The organism is Paenibacillus sp. RC84, from assembly GCF_041260495.1.
Taxonomy (GTDB): domain Bacteria; phylum Bacillota; class Bacilli; order Paenibacillales; family NBRC-103111; genus Paenibacillus_F.
On the sequence record NZ_JBGBYL010000001.1, the window covers coordinates 466,028 to 484,064 of the forward strand.

General features: G+C 55.0%; 14 protein-coding genes. All 14 read left to right on the plus strand.

What is annotated here, in order from left to right; genetic code table 11:
• Positions 1-8: 8 nt before the first annotated feature.
• The 14 genes from ABH899_RS02095 (at position 9) to murB (ending at position 18,022) form a co-directional block, all read left to right on the plus strand.
• Entirely contained in the window at positions 9-1,271 is a 1,263-nt protein-coding gene (locus tag ABH899_RS02095; RefSeq protein ID WP_369993563.1) for an adenosylhomocysteinase, read from the plus strand.
• Between the two features lie 194 nt (positions 1,272-1,465).
• A complete protein-coding gene (locus ABH899_RS02100) occupies positions 1,466-2,560 on the plus strand; it encodes a DUF4349 domain-containing protein (protein ID WP_369993565.1) in 1,095 nt (364 codons plus the stop codon).
• Between the two features lie 188 nt (positions 2,561-2,748).
• Entirely contained in the window at positions 2,749-3,186 is a 438-nt protein-coding gene (mraZ, locus tag ABH899_RS02105; RefSeq protein ID WP_009671842.1) for a division/cell wall cluster transcriptional repressor MraZ, read from the plus strand.
• 44 nt (positions 3,187-3,230) lie between these two features.
• Complete coding sequence (gene rsmH / locus ABH899_RS02110) at positions 3,231-4,181, plus strand: 16S rRNA (cytosine(1402)-N(4))-methyltransferase RsmH (protein ID WP_369993568.1); 951 nt, start codon at positions 3,231-3,233, stop codon at positions 4,179-4,181.
• A gap of 13 nt (positions 4,182-4,194) precedes the next feature.
• Positions 4,195-4,617: a cell division protein FtsL gene (gene ftsL, locus ABH899_RS02115; RefSeq protein ID WP_009671837.1), complete on the plus strand. Its 423-nt coding sequence runs from the start codon at positions 4,195-4,197 to the stop codon at positions 4,615-4,617.
• Positions 4,618-4,652: 35 nt separating this feature from the next.
• Complete coding sequence (locus tag ABH899_RS02120) at positions 4,653-6,986, plus strand: penicillin-binding transpeptidase domain-containing protein (RefSeq protein WP_369993572.1); 2,334 nt, start codon at positions 4,653-4,655, stop codon at positions 6,984-6,986.
• Positions 6,987-7,071: 85 nt separating this feature from the next.
• Entirely contained in the window at positions 7,072-9,024 is a 1,953-nt protein-coding gene (locus ABH899_RS02125) for a stage V sporulation protein D (RefSeq protein WP_218228403.1), read from the plus strand.
• A gap of 100 nt (positions 9,025-9,124) precedes the next feature.
• The gene (locus tag ABH899_RS02130) at positions 9,125-10,612 is read left to right on the plus strand and encodes a UDP-N-acetylmuramoyl-L-alanyl-D-glutamate--2,6-diaminopimelate ligase (RefSeq protein ID WP_369993574.1); all 1,488 of its coding nucleotides are present in this window, start codon (positions 9,125-9,127) and stop codon (positions 10,610-10,612) included.
• Positions 10,609-12,033, plus strand: a complete 1,425-nt coding sequence (locus ABH899_RS02135; RefSeq protein ID WP_369993577.1) for a UDP-N-acetylmuramoyl-tripeptide--D-alanyl-D-alanine ligase — start codon at positions 10,609-10,611, stop codon at positions 12,031-12,033. The genes ABH899_RS02130 and ABH899_RS02135 overlap by 4 nt, the downstream gene beginning before the upstream one ends.
• Before the next feature lie 175 nt (positions 12,034-12,208).
• Entirely contained in the window at positions 12,209-13,171 is a 963-nt protein-coding gene (gene mraY, locus ABH899_RS02140; RefSeq protein ID WP_009671823.1) for a phospho-N-acetylmuramoyl-pentapeptide-transferase, read from the plus strand.
• Positions 13,172-13,174: 3 nt separating this feature from the next.
• Entirely contained in the window at positions 13,175-14,563 is a 1,389-nt protein-coding gene (gene murD / locus ABH899_RS02145; RefSeq protein WP_369993579.1) for a UDP-N-acetylmuramoyl-L-alanine--D-glutamate ligase, read from the plus strand.
• 109 nt (positions 14,564-14,672) lie between these two features.
• Entirely contained in the window at positions 14,673-15,770 is a 1,098-nt protein-coding gene (gene spoVE / locus ABH899_RS02150) for a stage V sporulation protein E (protein WP_009671812.1), read from the plus strand.
• 5 nt (positions 15,771-15,775) lie between these two features.
• Positions 15,776-16,906 carry an undecaprenyldiphospho-muramoylpentapeptide beta-N-acetylglucosaminyltransferase gene (murG, locus tag ABH899_RS02155; RefSeq protein ID WP_369993581.1) on the plus strand — a complete coding sequence of 377 codons (1,131 nt, stop codon included), beginning with the start codon at positions 15,776-15,778 and terminating at the stop codon, positions 16,904-16,906.
• A gap of 210 nt (positions 16,907-17,116) precedes the next feature.
• Positions 17,117-18,022, plus strand: a complete 906-nt coding sequence (murB, locus tag ABH899_RS02160; protein ID WP_369993583.1) for a UDP-N-acetylmuramate dehydrogenase — start codon at positions 17,117-17,119, stop codon at positions 18,020-18,022.
• Positions 18,023-18,037: the final 15 nt, after the last annotated feature.

Below are 18,037 nucleotides of genomic sequence, written 5' to 3' on the forward strand. Positions count from 1 at the left end.
ATAGTTGGATGAACGCAGTAGAACGCAGCATCGTAGCGGATCAATCTCTGGCGCCCGAAGGGCATTTGAAAATCGATTGGGTTCAGGCGCATATGCCGGTATTAAACCGTATCCGCGAGCAGTTCGAGAAAGAGCAGCCGTTTCGCGGTCTTAAAGTAGCCATTTCTCTTCATTTGGAAGCGAAAACCGCCTACCTGGCGAAAGTCGTTCAAGCGGGCGGAGCGGAAGTGACGATTACGGGAAGCAACCCGCTATCGACGCAGGACGACGTTTGCGCGGCTCTGGCGGAAGACGGCATTACCGTGTTCGCGAAGTACAATCCCGATCCGAAGGAATACAAAGAGCTCATGATCAAAACGCTCGAAACGAAGCCGGATCTGATTATCGACGACGGCGGCGATCTGGTAACTATTCTTCACTCGGAGCGCAGAGACTTGCTGGCAGGCGTGCGCGGCGGAGCGGAAGAAACGACGACCGGCATCCTGCGCCTGAAGGCGCTTGACAAGGAAGGCCGTCTGGAGTTCCCGATGGTGGCCGTAAACGATGCGTTCTGCAAGTACTTGTTCGACAACCGCTACGGAACCGGACAATCCGTATTCGACGGAATCAACCGTACGACCAACCTGGTGGTTGCCGGCAAAACCGTTGTCGTGGTCGGCTACGGCTGGTGCGGCAAAGGCGTTGCGATGCGTGCCAAAGGTCTGGGCGCTCAAGTCGTCGTTACGGAGATCGACGCGATTAAAGCGGTTGAGGCTTACATGGACGGATTTACCGTTCTTCCGATGTCCGAAGCGGCTAAAATCGGCGATTATTTCGTAACGGTGACGGGCAACCGCGATGTGATCCGCGGCGAGCATTTCGAAGTGATGAAGGACGGCGCGATTTTGTCCAATGCGGGGCACTTCGATGTGGAGGTCAACAAACCCGAACTGGCAGCCCAGTCTTCTTCCGTGCGTACGGTACGCCGTAACATCGAAGAATACCAGCTGAAAGACGGACGTAAAATTTATCTCCTGGCGGAAGGACGTCTGGTTAACCTGGCGGCAGGAGACGGGCATCCGGCGGAGATTATGGATATGACCTTCGCGCTTCAAGCGTTGTCGCTCAAGTACGTGAACGACCGTTACGAAGAGATCGGTAAAACCGTCGTGAATGTTCCTTATGAGCTTGATGAGCAGGTAGCGCGCTACAAGCTGGAGTCACTCGGTATTTCCATCGACCGGCTTTCCGATGAGCAGAAGGCTTATCTGCAAAGCTGGCAGGAGCATTAATCTATCCAATAGTTAGAAATCGCTTCTTGTTTCCGGTGCATAACCGGAAGCGGGAGGCGTTTTTTATTGGCTGTATTTGCGGCCGCAAATGGCCGCAAGGAGCGGAAAATTTCCCGAACGGATTTGCAACTTCCCCGATAAGAATGCGTCAGAAAGAATGAATAGAAAAATATGGAATAACCATAGGGGGTCTTATGAAACACAATCATCCGGTAAGGGGAAGGAAGCGGGAAAGGGACGGAGACGGCAAACGGGACAGTTTTAGAATAGCAAGGCGGGGATTGATCGTGGCGCTGCTTATAGGTGCCAGCTTGACGGGGTGCAGCGCTGCCGATAAGGGGGCTTCAACGGCCGATCAGAAATCGGGAGTCGCTGCAACTACTTCCGCGAACACGGAATTAATGAAGAAAGAAGGCGCGGACAAGCAAGCCGATGGAAATAGTGCCTCCCCCGCACCTGCCGCCGTTAATCCGTCCGCAACTCAGGCGGCCGCAGACGGATTTGACCGCAAGGTGATCTACAAGGGGAATCTCGTAGCCGAAGTGGAGGACTACGCCAAAGCGCAGAAGGCCCTGCGTGAGCTGGTTACAGCGAGCGGCGCGTATATCCTGCAGTTTACCGAAGACAACACGGCCTCCGAAATAGGGGGCACATTTACGATCAAAGTCGCAGCGGGAGGTTTTCCTTCGCTTCTCGACGGCATCGAGAAAATCAGCCCCACCCGGCAAAGAAATATAACGGGTCAGGACGTGACGGAGGAGTACGTGGACCTGACTTCCCGGCTTAAAGCGAAAGAGGTCGTGGAAGCCAGGCTGCTGGCGTTTATGGAGAAGGCGACGAAGTCCGACGAGTTGCTCGCTTTTTCCGCGGAGCTTGGCAAAGTCCAGGAAGAGATTGAACGGATCAAAGGCCGGATGCGTTTTCTGGATCAAAACGTAGAGTACTCGACTGTAGAACTGAAGCTGTATCAGCCGAAGGAAGCGGCTCTTCTAAAAGGGGGCGGAACGCCTTTCGGCAAGCAGATTGGAAGTACATTTACCAAAAGCGTGGACTTTATGGTTATGATTTTTAAAGGCCTCGTCATTTTTATGACGGCTTTGATTCCTGTAGCTGCTATCGCTCTGGTCATAGGGCTGCCCATTTATTTTTTCCTCCGGTCGAAAAGTAAGCGCCGAATCAGTCAAGCGGAAGCACAGAAGCCGGCGCAAGCTTCCGATAATCAGCCGCTTGAGGACAATGCGGCCCCCGTGCAGCAAGCCGAACAACAAGAGCCGGAAAAAGAAAAATAATCAAATTATCCACAGTCTGGCGCTCTGCGCCGGACTTTTTTTATTTTTTTAACCGATTTATCCACAAAATGAGAAAAATTAATTTTAACGATTTATGCTTATTAGAAGGATTTTGCGTGTAAATGAAGAAGTAAACATACTGAAGTGGAGAAAAGTGGCGCAAAGTGGGGCGAAAGGGGTGAGGGTCAATGTTTATGGGGGAATACCAGCATAACATTGACGAGAAGGGCCGGCTTATTATTCCGGCTAAGTTTCGCGAAGCCCTCGGAGTATCCTTTGTCGTCACCCGCGGTTTGGACCAATGTTTGTTTGTGTACCCTAAGTCTGAATGGAGCGTTCTGGAACAGAAGCTGAAAGCACTGCCGCTTATGAAAGCCGATGCGCGCGCTTTTACGCGTTTTTTCTTTTCCGGGGCAACGGAAAGCGAGCTGGACAAGCAGGGAAGGGTCAATATTCCGAACAACCTGGTGGAGCATGCCAAACTCGAGAAAGACTGCGTTGTGCTCGGCGTTTCCAATCGAGTCGAGATTTGGAGCAAGTCGGTTTGGGAAAGCTATTTTGAGCAGTCGGAACAGTCTTTTAACGAAATTGCCGAGAAGCTGGTTGATTTCGATTTTGACTTATAACATCACGAGTAAGCTCTGCGAGTTACTTAGGGAGGGAAATGAGTTTGTTTCATCACATCACCGTTTTAAAAGAAGAAGCAGTTGACGGTCTACACATACAACCTGACGGCGTATACGTGGATTGTACGCTGGGAGGGGCGGGACACAGTTCCTTAATCGCCTCCAGACTGGGTCCGGGAGGACTTCTGATAGCCCTGGATCAGGACGATGCGGCGCTTGCGAACGCCGAACACATACTCGCGCCCTATCGGGACCGGGTCAAAATTGTCAAAACGAACTTTCGACGAATTGAAGAAGTGCTCCGGGATGAGCCGAGAGCGTTCAAAGACGGGGCCCCGCAGGTCAACGGAATTTTGTTTGACCTTGGAGTTTCCTCGCCTCAGCTAGATGAGGCGGAACGAGGGTTCAGCTACCACCAGGAAGCTGAATTGGATATGCGCATGGACCGCAGTACGGAGCTTACCGCCAAAATCATCGTGAACGAGTGGCCGGAAGCCGAAATCGCCCGCATCTTGTTCGTATACGGGGAGGAGAAATTTTCCCGCCGTATAGCAGGCGCTATCGTAAGAGCCAGGGCGGACGGGCCGATCGAAACGACGAGCCAACTGGTCGAGCTGATTAAGGAAGGCATCCCCGCAGCCGCGCGGAGAACAGGCGGACATCCCGCCAAAAGAAGCTTCCAGGCTTTGCGGATTGCCGTTAACGACGAACTCGGGGCTTTCGAGGACGCGCTGCATCAATCGGTGCGGTGCCTGGCTCCGGGCGGGCGGATTTCCGTCATCACGTTCCATTCGCTTGAGGATCGTATATGCAAACAAATTTTTAGCAGCTATGTGGGACGGTGCACCTGCCCTCCGGATTTCCCCTTGTGCGTATGCGGAAACACCGGTGTGGTGAAGCTTGTGAACCGGAAGCCGATTACAGCAGGTTCTGCTGAACTCGAACACAATACTAGAGCCAGATCAGCCAAATTACGAATCGCAGAAAAGCTGTAATCAGGAGGAACTTATGCCCGGATATATCCAAGGAAATTTAGCCGAAAAGTCGACAGCAACCAGTCAACGCGTGACCGTTCGTGAAACGAAGAAAGTGATTGTCAAAAACAAGCCGCTGCCTGTCGGAGAGAAGCTCATGTATTTGCTTTTGGTTATAGTCTGCGTGCTCGTTGCGACCGGAATCGTATGGCGCTACACAACCATCTATCAGATCAACAGCGAGATTAAGACGACCAAGACCACGATTACAATGCTCAAAGCGGAAAACGATGCCAACCAGCAGGAAGTTCAGAAGCTGAAAGATCCGGAAAGACTCGAAGCCATCGCGAAGGAAAAAGGGCTTAAGCCTGCCGGTGACGATCAGGTCAGACAAGTGACGCCTGGTTCGGGTCAAGCCTCCATAGATAAGAAAAGTTCCGTCGCGGCGGGTCGCTAGCGGGCAGGCAATTTCGATTTGAGGTGGGGACGTACATGGTTAAGAAAATGAAAATGCGCTCACTACTAATTGGAGGGTTTTTTACCCTTCTTTTTATTGTTTTTTTAGGCCGAATTTTATGGATCCAGGGAGTCAGCGCCAGCAAGCTTCTTAATGAAGCGGAGAAAAGGTGGGAAACCGACCGGGTCGTACCGGCCGAGAGGGGCAAGATTCTCGACCGGGAAGGACGGATTCTGGCGGAAGAGGTTCCGGCCTACTCGGTTTCGCTGAATCCGAAAGTGATCTATCAGACAGGGCTTGCGGACGATATTACGGCCGGTCTGACGGAGATTCTAAAAGATAACTCGGATTCTCCAAACCTGTCCGATAAAATCAAAGGCCTGGCTACGAAGAAAAGAGCGGTAGATCCTGCGGCTGCCCAGTCAAATGCAGCTAATGCAGCCGAGGACGATAAGAAAGACAACAAAAAAGACGCGAAAAAAGAACCGAAGCCCGAGGACGCGTATCTCGTCAATGTCGAATTGAACAACGAAGGCAAAAACATCGACAAGGCGAAAGCCGATCAGGTACAGCAGCTCGTTAAGAAACTCCAGCAGCAATTGAACGATAAAGATAAAAAGAAATACGGTACACAGGCGGATGTGGGCATTTATCTTACGACCGGGAAGAAGCGTTATTACCCGGGCAATTCTTTGGCCGCGCATATTCTCGGGTATACAAACCGCGAAGGCAAGGCGAGCATGGGCATCGAAGCGCAGCTGGACGAACAGCTCAAAGGAACGCCGGGCTCGCTCAGCTATAACAGTGACAAAAACGGTGTCGAGCTCGTTCAAAGCAAATCCGTGTATGTGCCTCCCGTTAACGGGAATTACGTCAAGCTGACGATTGACAAAAACATTCAATACTACATGGAGAACGCCCTCTCCAAAGTTATGGATCAATGGCACCCGAAAGGCTTGATGGCGATTGCGGCCGACCCGAAGACGATGGAAATTTTGGGGATGGCCAGCTACCCGAACTACAACCCGAATGAATTTTGGAAGGGCGGGGACCAGACCAATCACAACGTCCAGTCCCAGTACGAGCCGGGTTCCACGTTTAAGCTGGTTACACTGGCGGCTGCTGTGGAGGAGGGTGTTTTTAATCCCGGGGCAACTTTTAAATCGGGTTCCGTCCAAGTGCCCGGTCGAAAACCGGTTTATGATCATAACAGAATCGGATGGGGGCCTATTACGTACTTAGAGGGACTAAAAAGATCCAGTAACGTGGCTTTTGTCAACTTGGGTTATAAAATGCTCGGTGTCGAGCGTTTGAAGGATTATATCGACCGGTTCGGTTTCGGTAAAAAAACCAATATCGATTTGTACGGCGAGGTTGCCGGACAGACGAACCTTGCTTATGAAGTCGACTATGCGGCGGCTACGTATGGACAAGCCTTGACGGCAACGGCCATTCAGGAAGCGGCCGCGTACGGAGCGATCGCAAACGGCGGCAAGCTGATGTGGCCGCATGTCGTGAAGGAAATCATTGACCCGAAGACCCAGCAGCCTATTCAGAAAATAGAACCTAAAGTCGTAGGGCAGCCGGTTAGCGCCGCGACGGCCAAAAAAGTCGGCGAATATCTGGAGCAGGTCGTAGCGGATCAAGTGAAGGGGACCGGTAAAGACGCCTACATCGAAGGGTACCGGATCGCGGGCAAAACCGGTACCGCCAACAAAGTCGTACCGGGACAAAAAGGATATGCGGCCAACAAGTGGGTCATTTCTTTTGCCGGTTTTGCGCCGGTGGAAGATCCGCAGTTCGTTCTCATTATCATCGCCGACGAGCCTGAGCTGGGAAATAACTACCTGCTCGGCCACTATGTGGCGGCTCCGGCTTTCAAAGAAATCATGCAGAACTCCCTTCGTTACCTGCGCATCCCGTCCAGCAAGCAGCAGGCTCAGGTCACGCCGGTTCAGACGTCCACGCAGAAAGCCGTGGATTTCGGCAACATGACGGCGGCCCAGGCAAAAGCTGCGGCGGAACGCGCCGGAGTGGACATTGAAACCGTAGGCCAGGGCGCCAAGGTGGTAGCCCAGTATCCGAAAGCCGGCACCGAGATCGGTCCTTACCAGCGGGTATACCTTGCCATGCAGGCTCCCGCGGAGATCGCGGTACCGGATATGAAAGGCAAGGCGCTGCGGGACGCGCTCGAGCTCTGTACGCTGCTCGGCATCCGCACCGCCAGTACCGGCGAAGGCTACGTCGTCTCCCAGGCTTTGCAGGGCGAAGGAAGCGACCGCGTGCTTACGCTGCAGCTCCAGCCTCTGGGAGGAGAAGTCTTAACGCCGCCGGAAGAGAAACAGGCTGTCCCGGAAAAGTCCGAATAAGTCGGACGTGCTTGTTCTATCCCCTGCTTGTTCGGAATAGTCATGAGAAGAACGGTCATGACTTGTCTGGAAGGGGAGCGAATCCATGCGAGTGTCCAGCTTTACCGTGCGGCGCCGGTTGTTTGCCGCACTCATTTTGGGAACGGTCTTGTTCGCCGCTCTGATCATCCGGCTGGCGTATGTGCAGCTTTGGCTCGGCCCCGGTTTATCGGCCAAAGCGGAGGACTCCTGGCGGCGGGAGATTCCTTTTATGGCCAACCGCGGCGAGATATGGGACCGCAACGGAGAGAAACTGGCGTATAACATCAGCACGCCGTCCATAATGGCCATCCCGGTCCAGCTTAAAGATCCGAATGCAACGGCGGCCAAGCTTGCGGAAGTTTTGCAGGCGCCCGTCGATTCGATTTACAAGCAGATTACGAAGCGGGAACGCATTAACGAGATCAAGCCCGCCGGACGGAAAATTACGCTGGAGAAGGCGCAGGAGATTAAAGCCCTGAACCTGCCCGGTATCGTGGTAGCCGGCGATAACCGCCGCTATTATCCGTTCGGCAGCCTCGCGGCGCATATTCTCGGTTTCACGGGAACGTACAACCAGGGGCTTACGGGTGTGGAGAGCAAGTATGACAAGCTGCTCACCGGCATCAAAGGCAATGTCTCTTATCTGGCAGATGCTGCCAATCGCAAAATGCCGGGTTCCACCGAACAGTATAGTGAGCCGAAAGACGGTCTGAACCTGCAGCTGACGATCGACCAGCACTTGCAGGCGGTGCTTGAACGGGAGCTGGACCAGGCGATGGTGAAGTACCAGCCGAAGCACGCCATCGCTATTATGATGGATCCGAATAACGGGGAAATTCTCGCCATGGGAAGCCGGCCGACTTATGAGCCCGGCAATTTCGGGAAATACCCGGTGGAGACGTATAACCGGAATCTTCCGATCTGGATGACGTACGAGCCCGGCTCAACGTTCAAGATCATTACGCTGGCCGCCGCGCTGGAAGAGAAGAAAGTCGATTTGAAAAACGAAAGATTCCATGATCCGGGAGCTATCGAAGTCGGCGGAGCGAGGCTGCGCTGCTGGAAGCGCGGCGGGCACGGGAGCGAATCGTTCCTGGAAGTCGTGGAAAACTCCTGCAATCCCGGTTTTGTCGTTCTGGGACAGCGCCTGGGCAAGGAAACCCTTTTCGACTATATCAAGCGTTTCGGCTTCGGAAGAAAAACCGGAATCGACCTCGGCGGAGAAGAGAACGGAATTATGTTCAAACCTTCGCAAGTGGGTCCGGTCGAGCTTGCGACGACCGCTTTCGGACAGGGGGTATCCGTTACCCCGATTCAGCAGATCACAGCCGTTTCGGCGGCGATTAACGGGGGTAAGTTATTCAAGCCGCATGTCGCCAAATCATGGATAGAGCCCGAAACGGGGCGTGTGATCGAAACGGTCAAACCGGAGCTGGTGGATACGGTAATCTCGGAAGCGACGTCGAAGCAAGTCCGCGAGGCCCTGGAAAGCGTCGTGGCGAAAGGGACCGGCGGCAATGCGTTCATTGACGGCTACCGGGTCGGGGGCAAGACGGGGACCGCCCAGAAAGTCGTAAACGGCCGTTATTCGCCGAACGAACACATCGTATCCTTTATCGGATTCGCTCCGGCCGACAATCCCAAGGTAGTCGTATATGCGGCGGTAGACGATCCACAAGGCATCCAGTTCGGCGGCCTGATCGCAGCGCCGCTGGTCAAAAACATCATGCAGGATGCGCTCCGGTACATGAAGGTGGAACCGGACAAAAACCAGCTGACCAAAAAATATAAATATGGCGAAACGCCGGTTGTAGAAGTGCCCGATCTGGTGGGAGCCACCGTTCAGGATATCTACGAAGACCTGAATTCCGACTTCCTGATTGCCAAGTCCGGCACGGGAAATACGGTGATCAGCCAGGCGCCGAAGCCGGGGACGAGAGTAGACCGGGGTTCAACAATTCGTGTATACTTATCTAATCCGCCGGAAGGCGCTATGGACAAAAAAGAGGGGCGCTGATTGTTTCGGCGCTTCTTTCTTGTCAGGCTTTTGTCCATACTGATAGAAAGAACACATAGAATAGCAAATGAAACGTGCCAATGGTGGGAGGCGATTTGACATGGAGCTGAAGGAATTGGCTTCTCAGCTTTTAATTTGTCAACTCATAGGTGAAGAGACAACAGAAATATCAGGCATCGCTACCGATTCCCGTCAAGTACGCCCCGGTGATTTATTCGTCTGTGTGCCCGGATTCGTGTCCGACGGCCACGACTTCGCTCCGAAAGCGATAGAGCTCGGGGCGGCAGCGCTTGTGACGGAACGGAAACTGGAGCTTGATGTTCCGCAGTTGATCGTAAAGGACGCCAGATACGCGATGTCGGTTTTATCGGCTTGCGTTTACGGATTCCCGAGCCGGAAGATGAAAGTGATCGGCATTACGGGGACGAACGGCAAAACGACGACAAGTTTTCTGGTCGAACATATTTTACGTGACCAGGGCTTCCGGACGGGGCTCACGGGAACGATTTCCGCCAAGATCGGTTCGAAATTTATTCCTATGGAACGCACGACGATGGAAGCCTCAGATCTGCAGAGGACTTTCCGGCTTATGGCGGACGAAGGAACCGACTATTGCGTCATGGAAGTGTCTTCCCATGCGCTTGATCTGGGCCGGGTCAAAGGAGTCCGTTTCCGCGGAGGCGTTTTTACAAACCTGACGCAGGATCATCTGGATTATCACGAAACGATGGATAAATACGAGGCAGCCAAAGGACTTCTGTTCTCACGTATGGGGAACGAGTTTACAGAGGACCCCGGAGATAAGCAGTATGCGGTTTTAAACGCGGATGACCCTTCGGCGGAGCGTCTGGCCAAATTGACCTCGGCGGAAGTCATTACATACGGAGTTAACCGGGATTGCGACGTCAAAGCGACCAACATACGCATTACGGCCAAAGGGACGGAATTCGACGTGGTTTCCTTTGCGGGAACGGAGCCGATGCGCATGAAGCTCGTAGGTTTGTTTAACGTATATAATGCGCTGGCAGCCATTTCCGTATCCCTTGCCGAAGGGCTCTCACTGTCCCGAATCCGGGAAAGCCTCGGCAGCATGCCGGGAGTGGACGGTCGCATGGAGATTGTCGATGAAGGCCAGGAATTTCTCGTCCTCGTGGATTACGCCCATACGCCGGACGGTCTCCGGAACGCGCTCGGATCGATACGCGAATTTGCACAGGGCCGGATCAGATGCGTGTTCGGATGCGGGGGAGACCGCGACCGGACGAAGCGTCCTCTCATGGGGAAAGTGACGGGGGAGCTGAGCGACGATGTGTATGTGACCTCGGACAATCCGCGGACGGAAGATCCCGGCGCGATCCTGCTCGACATCGTTCCCGGGCTGGTCGAAGCGGGGGTCGACGAGAACCGTTATAAGCTTCTTGTCGACAGACCGGAAGCGATCCAAAAGGCTATTGAAGAGGCAGGCCCTCAGGATGTAGTATTGATAGCGGGAAAAGGACATGAAACCTACCAGGATATCGCCGGGGTCAAGCACGATTTCGATGACAGGCTGATAGCCCGTGCCGCATTAAGGAGGTTACAGTCATGAGAAAACTTCCATTAACGACTATAGCCGAGATGGCCGGTGCGAAGCTGCTGATGCCGCCGGGACCGGATAACGGCGCCGACGGAATCGTGATTGACGCGGTATCCACGGATACGCGTACGATCGCACCCGGAAGCTTGTTCGTTCCTCTCGTCGGAGAACGCTTTGACGGGCACGAATTCGCGCCGGATGCCGCCGCCAAAGGCGCTTCGGCCGCTTTGTGGCTGGAAAGCCGGCAGGAAGGCCGTCCGGAAGGACTGCCGCTTCTACTGGTTGACGATACGCTGACCGCCTTGCAGAAACTTGCGCACGCGTACCGGAAATCATTGAACGTCAAAGTGGTCGGCATTACGGGCAGCAACGGGAAAACGACCACGAAGGATATGATGGGGGCCGTTCTCGGCACGGTATACCACGTACACAGAACTAAAGGCAACTTGAACAATCACATCGGTCTTCCCCTTACGCTGCTCCAGCTTGACGATACGACGGAAGTGGCCGTGGTCGAAATGGGGATGAGCGGCCGCGGGGAAATCGAGCTGCTCTCCGAGATTGCCGAGCCGGATATCGCGGTCATTACGATGATCGGTGACGCTCATCTGCTGCAGCTCGGCTCCCGCGAAGAGATTGCCCGCGCCAAGACGGAAATTCTGAGCGGTCTGAAAGACGGCGGCACCTACGTGTTCCACGGGGATGAGCCGCTGCTGCCGCTTGTGCTTCCGGACATGAAGCAGCCGGCCCGTTTGAGCCAGATCCGCTTCGGGCGCGGTCATACGAACGATTTGTACCCGACTTTTATCCGAATGGACGGGGAAGGCACCCATTTTTCGATCAACCCGCGCGGTTCGGAAAGCGACAAGGATGCGCAGAAGTACTACATCCCGCTTCTTGGCGAGCACAATGTCGACAACGCTTTGGCGGCTATCGCAGTAGGCACCGCGCTGGGAGTTCCCGATGCGGACATACGCAGAGGACTGGCCGGGATGCAGATGACCGGCATGAGAATCGAGAAGCTTCTGACCCCTGGTGGGGTGACCGTGCTCAACGACGCTTACAACGCTTCGCCAAGCTCCATGAAAGCCTCCATCCGGCTCGTCGAGCAGTTGGAGGGATATCCGCGCAAATATGTGGTCCTCGCCGACATGCTGGAGCTGGGCGAGGATGAAATCCGGTATCACCGGGAAATCGGCTCCCTTCTGTCGCCGGACGCTTTGACGGGCGTATATGCCTACGGGCCGCTCGGCAGACAGATCGCGGAAGCAGCCGGGGAGTCGTTCGGTCCTGAACGCGTCCGCTGGTTCGAGGACAAAGCGGAATTAACCGCAGCGCTCCACGCTGCATTGAAATCGGGGGATCTCGTTCTGATCAAAGGGTCCCGGGGGATGAAGCTGGAGGAAGTGGCGGAGGCGCTCTTGGCAAAATAGGCGCTACCGCCGCAACCTGTCGGCGTCTGCCTCCGTCAGAGAAACATAAGAGCAAACTCATCCGGCTTGGACGGCAGCTGCTGAATCGGCAGGCTTAACCCGCTTGCCGTGTCTATACCCGAATCGAAACACGGAGCAGCTTTCCGGCAGGAGAGCTTGTAGGAGGATATCAAACGTGGAGTTAAAAGTGATCTTATTCACGATGGGAGTCGCATTTCTGCTCGCTCTTATCATGGGCCCTCTGTTCATTCCGCTACTTCGGAGACTGAAGTTCGGACAGACCATTCGTACGGAAGGCCCGCAAAGCCATCAGAAAAAACAAGGGACGCCGACCATGGGCGGCATTATCATATTGATCGCGCTCGCGATTGCGGCGCTCCGGTTTGCCGACAGCAACACCGAGCTTTGGATTCTGCTGATCGCGTCGCTCGGATACGGGCTCGTCGGTTTTCTCGATGACTATATCAAAATCGTGTTCAAACGTTCTCTCGGTCTCACAGCCAAGCAGAAGCTGATCGGCCAACTGGTCGTATCCGCCGTAGTCTGCGTGCTGCTTGTTACGTCCAATCACAGCACGACTTTGTTCGTGCCGGTGCTGGATGTTTCCTTCGATACAGGCTGGCTGTATTTCCCGCTGATGACGATTCTGATGCTTGGCGCATCCAACGCGGTTAACTTTACGGACGGCCTTGACGGTCTGCTTGCAGGCACGAGCGCGATCGCGTTCGGCGCTTTTACGATCATCGCGATGAACAATACACAACCGGAAGCGGCTATCTTTTCTGCAGCTATGGTGGGAGGCGTTCTCGGATTTCTTGTGTTCAATGCGCATCCGGCGAAAGTATTCATGGGCGATACCGGCTCGCTGGGAATCGGCGGAGGTCTGGTAGCGGTGGCGATCATGACCAAAGCGGAGCTCCTGCTTGCGGTTATCGGCGGCGTTTTTCTGATTGAGATCTTATCGGTTGTCATCCAGGTTATTTCGTTTAAAACAACAGGCAAACGCGTCTTTAGAATGAGCCCGATTCACCATCACTTTGAACTGGTCGGCTGGTCCGAGTGGCGGGTTGTCACCACTTTCTGGGCAGCGGGTCTTGTTTTGGCGGCACTGGGACTATACATGAATGAGGTGTTGTAGCAAATGAAGCATCCGAGTGAGTACCGGGGTAAGAAAGTGGTCGTACTCGGCCTGGCCCGCAGCGGGGTTGCGGCGGCCAAGTTTTTTCATGAAATGGGAGCGGACGTAACGGTCAATGACCGGAAAACGCGTGAAACGAGTCCCGAGGCCGACGAATTGGAAGCCTTGGGAATTTCTGTTGTCTGCGGGGGGCATCCGCCTGAACTTGTGGGAGAAGACACGGCTCTGATCGTCAAAAATCCCGGCATCCCTTACGGGGCGCCGCCGGTCGTCCAGGCTGCGGAGCGCGGAATCGAAGTGGTGACGGAAGTGGAAGTGGCGTACCATATCTGTGCGGCTCCGGTGATCGGGATTACGGGAAGCAACGGCAAAACCACGACGACGACGCTCATCGGCCTGATGCTCGAGGCTGGCAAGCTGAACCCGATCGTTGCGGGCAACATCGGCCGGGCTTTGACGGAGGCGGCGGCGGAAGCGAAGCCGTCCGATTGGATGGTCGTAGAGCTGAGCAGCTTTCAGCTTAAAGGCACGAGGGAGTTCAGGCCGAAAATCGCCTGCCTGCTCAACGTGTACGAAACTCATCTGGATTATCACGGCTCCATGGAAGACTATGTGGCCTCGAAAGCCAAGCTGTTTGCGAATCAGAAGCAGGATGATATTGCGGTGCTGAACGCCGATGACGAGGTATGCAGGAAGCTGGCCGGTGAAGTATCTTCGGAAGTCCTTTTGTTTTCCAGGCAGCGGGAGCTGGACAAAGGGGTTTATCTCTCCGGGGACGGCGTGCTGACTTACCGGGATGCAGAGGGCGGTACATACCCGATTTTACCTGCCAAAGAGCTGGGCATTCGCGGTTCTCATAATATCGAGAACGCCCTTGCGGCATCCGCAGTCGCTCTGAGCGCAGGCGTGCCGGTCGAGGTGATCGCAGACGTCCTGCGGACATTCCGCGGTGTGGAACACCGTCTCGAACTCGTGGGAGAATTCGGCGGCGTGGCTTATTACAACGATTCGAAAGCGACGAACCCCGCCGCCACGACGAAGTCTGTCGAAGCGTTCGAACAAAGTGTCATTCTGATCGCAGGCGGCTTGGACCGCGGTTCGGACTACAAAGAAATGCTTCCGCTGCTTGCTTCGCGCGTGAAAGCCGTCGTAACGCTCGGCGAGACGAGGGAGAAAATAAACCGCGTTGCCCGTGAAGCCGGATTGGCCGACATCGAAACGGTCGATACTGCTAACAGCACGGAAGCAATCGGTGAGGCCGTTCGGGCTGCGAGCAAGCTGGCAGGGGAAGGGGACATCGTTCTGCTCTCTCCGGCATGCGCCAGCTGGGATATGTTTGCTTCTTACGAGGAACGGGGACGCATGTTTAAGGAGTCCGTGCATAATCTGTAAGGAACGGGTAGTCAAGCCTCCTTCGTCCGCTTCCGGATTGCGGCAGCGTCAGTCAGCTTAGTTTTCAGGCTATAGGCACCCGATATTCTTATTCGTAAGAGGTGTCCCTATGGCTAAAGCTCGTTCCGCTCCGGATGTATGGATTCTGGTTTCGACACTGCTCATTTTGACGATCGGCGTAATTATGGTGTATAGTGCCAGCGGAGTGCTGGCCTTCCGTGAATTTGGCGACTGGTTTTATTATTTGAAAAGGCAGCTTCTTTTTGCGGTGCTCGGTATCGTCGCCATGTTTTTTACGATGAACACCGACTACTGGGTGTGGAAAAAGTACGCGAAGGTCGGCCTGCTCATTTGTTTCGGCCTTCTGCTGGCGGTTCTGATCCCGGGGATAGGCGTGGTTCGCGGCGGCGCCCGGAGCTGGCTCGGAATCGGGTCGTTCGGGATTCAGCCTTCCGAATTTATGAAAATCGGCATGATTGTTTTTCTGGCCAAGCTTTTGTCTGACAGGCAGTCCCAGATCACTCTGTTTACGAAGGGGCTGCTGCCTCCTCTGGGGCTCGTTGGCCTGGCCTTCGGCTTGATCATGCTTCAGCCGGATCTTGGCACCGGAGCGGTCCTGGTCGGCGCCTCCCTGCTCGTGATCTATACGGCGGGGGCCCGCATTCTTCATTTATCCTATCTTGCCATGGCCGGCGTCGCAGGCTTCGTCGGCCTGATTATTGCCGCCCCATACCGGCTGCAGCGGATTACGGCCTTCATGGACCCGTGGTCCGACCCGCTGGGAGCGGGCTATCAGTCCATCCAGTCGCTTTATGCGATCGGACCGGGCGGGCTGGCCGGACTGGGACTCGGAATGAGCAGGCAGAAGTACAGCTATCTGCCCGAGCCCCAGACGGATTTTATCTTCTCGATCATCGCCGAGGAGCTCGGTTTTATCGGCGGTGCGGCCGTTCTAGTCCTGTTCACGATTCTCGTATGGAGAGGCATGCGCACCGCTATTACAGCACCTGACACGTTCGGCAGCCTTGTTGCCGTCGGTATTGTGGGAATGATCGCCGTCCAGGTGATTATCAACATCGGCGTCGTGATCGGAATGTTTCCGGTTACGGGGATTACGCTTCCCCTTATAAGCGCCGGAGGCTCGTCCCTTACCCTGATGCTGACGTCGATCGGCGTGCTGCTCAACATATCCCGCTATTCGAGGTGAAACGAATGCGTATCGTATTCAGCGGGGGAGGAACCGGCGGTCATGTTTACCCGGCTTTGGCCATTGGGGAACAATGTCTGCAGGACCACCCCGATTCGAAATTTTTATACATCGGCACAAGCTCCGGCCTGGAGCGTGACATTGTCGCGCGTTCCGGGCTGGATATGCCTTTTGAAGCCGTAGAAATTACAGGGTTCCGGCGTAAGCTGGCGTCCCTGGACAATGTCAAAACCGTGCTGCGCTTTCTGCGCGGTGTGGGCCGTGCCAAAAGCCTTCTCAGGGAGTTCAAGCCTGACGCGGTGGTAGGCACGGGGGGCTATGTCTGCGGTCCGGTCTTGTATGCGGCCGCCAAGCTGGGCATTCCTACGCTCGTGCATGAGCAGAATGCCATTGCGGGACTTACGAACCGTTTTCTGAGCCGCTACGTGTCGACGGTAGCCGTCAGCTTCCGGGGAACGGAAGGAATCTTCCCTCAGGCCAAAAAAGTCGTCTACACGGGCAATCCGCGCGCGACTTCTATGGTAAATGCGGACGCGGCCCGCGGGTTCTCCTCGCTCGGATTAACGCCGGACGCGAGACTCGTTGTCGTTGTGGGAGGGAGCCGGGGCGCCAAAGCCATTAACGAAGCGATGGTCGAACTGGCTCCGCTCGTACATGAACTGCCCGGTGTGCAGTTTGTATTCGGAACGGGCCAGCCCTATTTTGAATCAACCGCGCAGCGGATTCAGGAGGAGGCGGGTTCGGTTCCGGTTAATCTTCAAGTCCTTCCGTATATTCATAACATGCCGGAGGTTTTGGCGGCGTCCAAGCTTGTCGTGAACCGTGCCGGAGCGTCTACCATGGCGGAGATTACCGCCCTTGGAATTCCTTCCATCTTAATCCCGTCGCCAAACGTGACGAACAACCACCAGGAGCACAACGCCCGCTCTCTTTCCGACGAGGGCGGCTCCGTTACGCTGCTTGAGAAAGATTTAAGCGGCCGGGTTCTTTTCGATCAGATCGGCAAAATCATGGAAGATTCCTTCCGCTGGGAACATATGGCGAAACAGTCTGCAAAGATGGGCCAGCGGGATTCCGCCGCACTTGTCGTCCGGGAGCTGGAACGGATTGTATCCGCCGGACAACGGAAGCGCTAAAAGGCCGCAGGATCAAGCTTTTACAGGGAACTAGATGGGCCATTGTCACACTCTATCCGATTTAACATAAACTACACTATAACCGTGGCAGACACCTAAGGCAAAGCCGCCCGTACCGACTCCCGCTTTTGCCGGTAACGAATAACCGGGAACCGAAGAATGCCGGGAAAGGGGCTTTTCAACCTTGAGTTCTGTGAAGGAGGTTTTCCCATGCACCAGTTAATTACAGACTTGCAAGCGGCTCAGGTGGGTGAGGTCCTGAAGAACGAGAAGCTGGCACCGTACACAACCTGGAAAATCGGCGGTCCTGCCGATCTGCTCGTTATTCCGCAGGATAAACAGAAGCTGGTTGAGACGATCCGGCTGCTCGGGCAGCACAAGGTTCCCTGGACTGTCGTCGGGCGCGGATCCAACTTGCTTGTGGGGGATAAGGGGATCCGGGGAGTTGTCATCAAATTAAGCCGGGCTCTGGAAACGCTGCGTTTCGACGGCAGCACCGTCTACGCGGGAGGAGCCTACTCGTTTATCAAATTATCCGTCATGACCGGCAAGGAAGGATTAACGGGGCTCGAATTTGCCGGAGGTATTCCGGGATCGGTGGGAGGCGCCGTTTACATGAACGCGGGGGCTCATGGTTCTGATGTGTCACGCATTCTTAAACAGGCTGAAGTGCTGCTGGACACAGGGGAATTGATCATCATGCAGAACAGCGACCTGAAGTATGCTTACCGGCATTCGGTGCTGCATACGCTGCCGGGCATCGTAACGGAAGCGGTCTTCGAACTGCAGCCGGGCGACCGGAAGGAGATCGCGGGCGCAATGGCGGCGTACAAGGACCGCCGGCTCAGAACGCAGCCGTTGCAGCTCGCCTGCGCAGGCAGCGTGTTCCGCAATCCGCCGGGCAATCATGCCGCCAAGCTGATCGAAGAAGCAGGCCTGAAAGGCACGCGGGTAGGCGGGGCGGAGATTTCTCCGCTGCATGCCAATTTCATTGTGAATACCGGAAATGCATTGGCCGAGGATGTTCTGGCCCTCATTGCTTTGGCGCAGAAGACTGTACGGGAGAAATCCGGTGTGGAGCTGCAGCCTGAGGTACTGGTGGTGGGCGAGAGGTAATTCGGAGGTGAGACA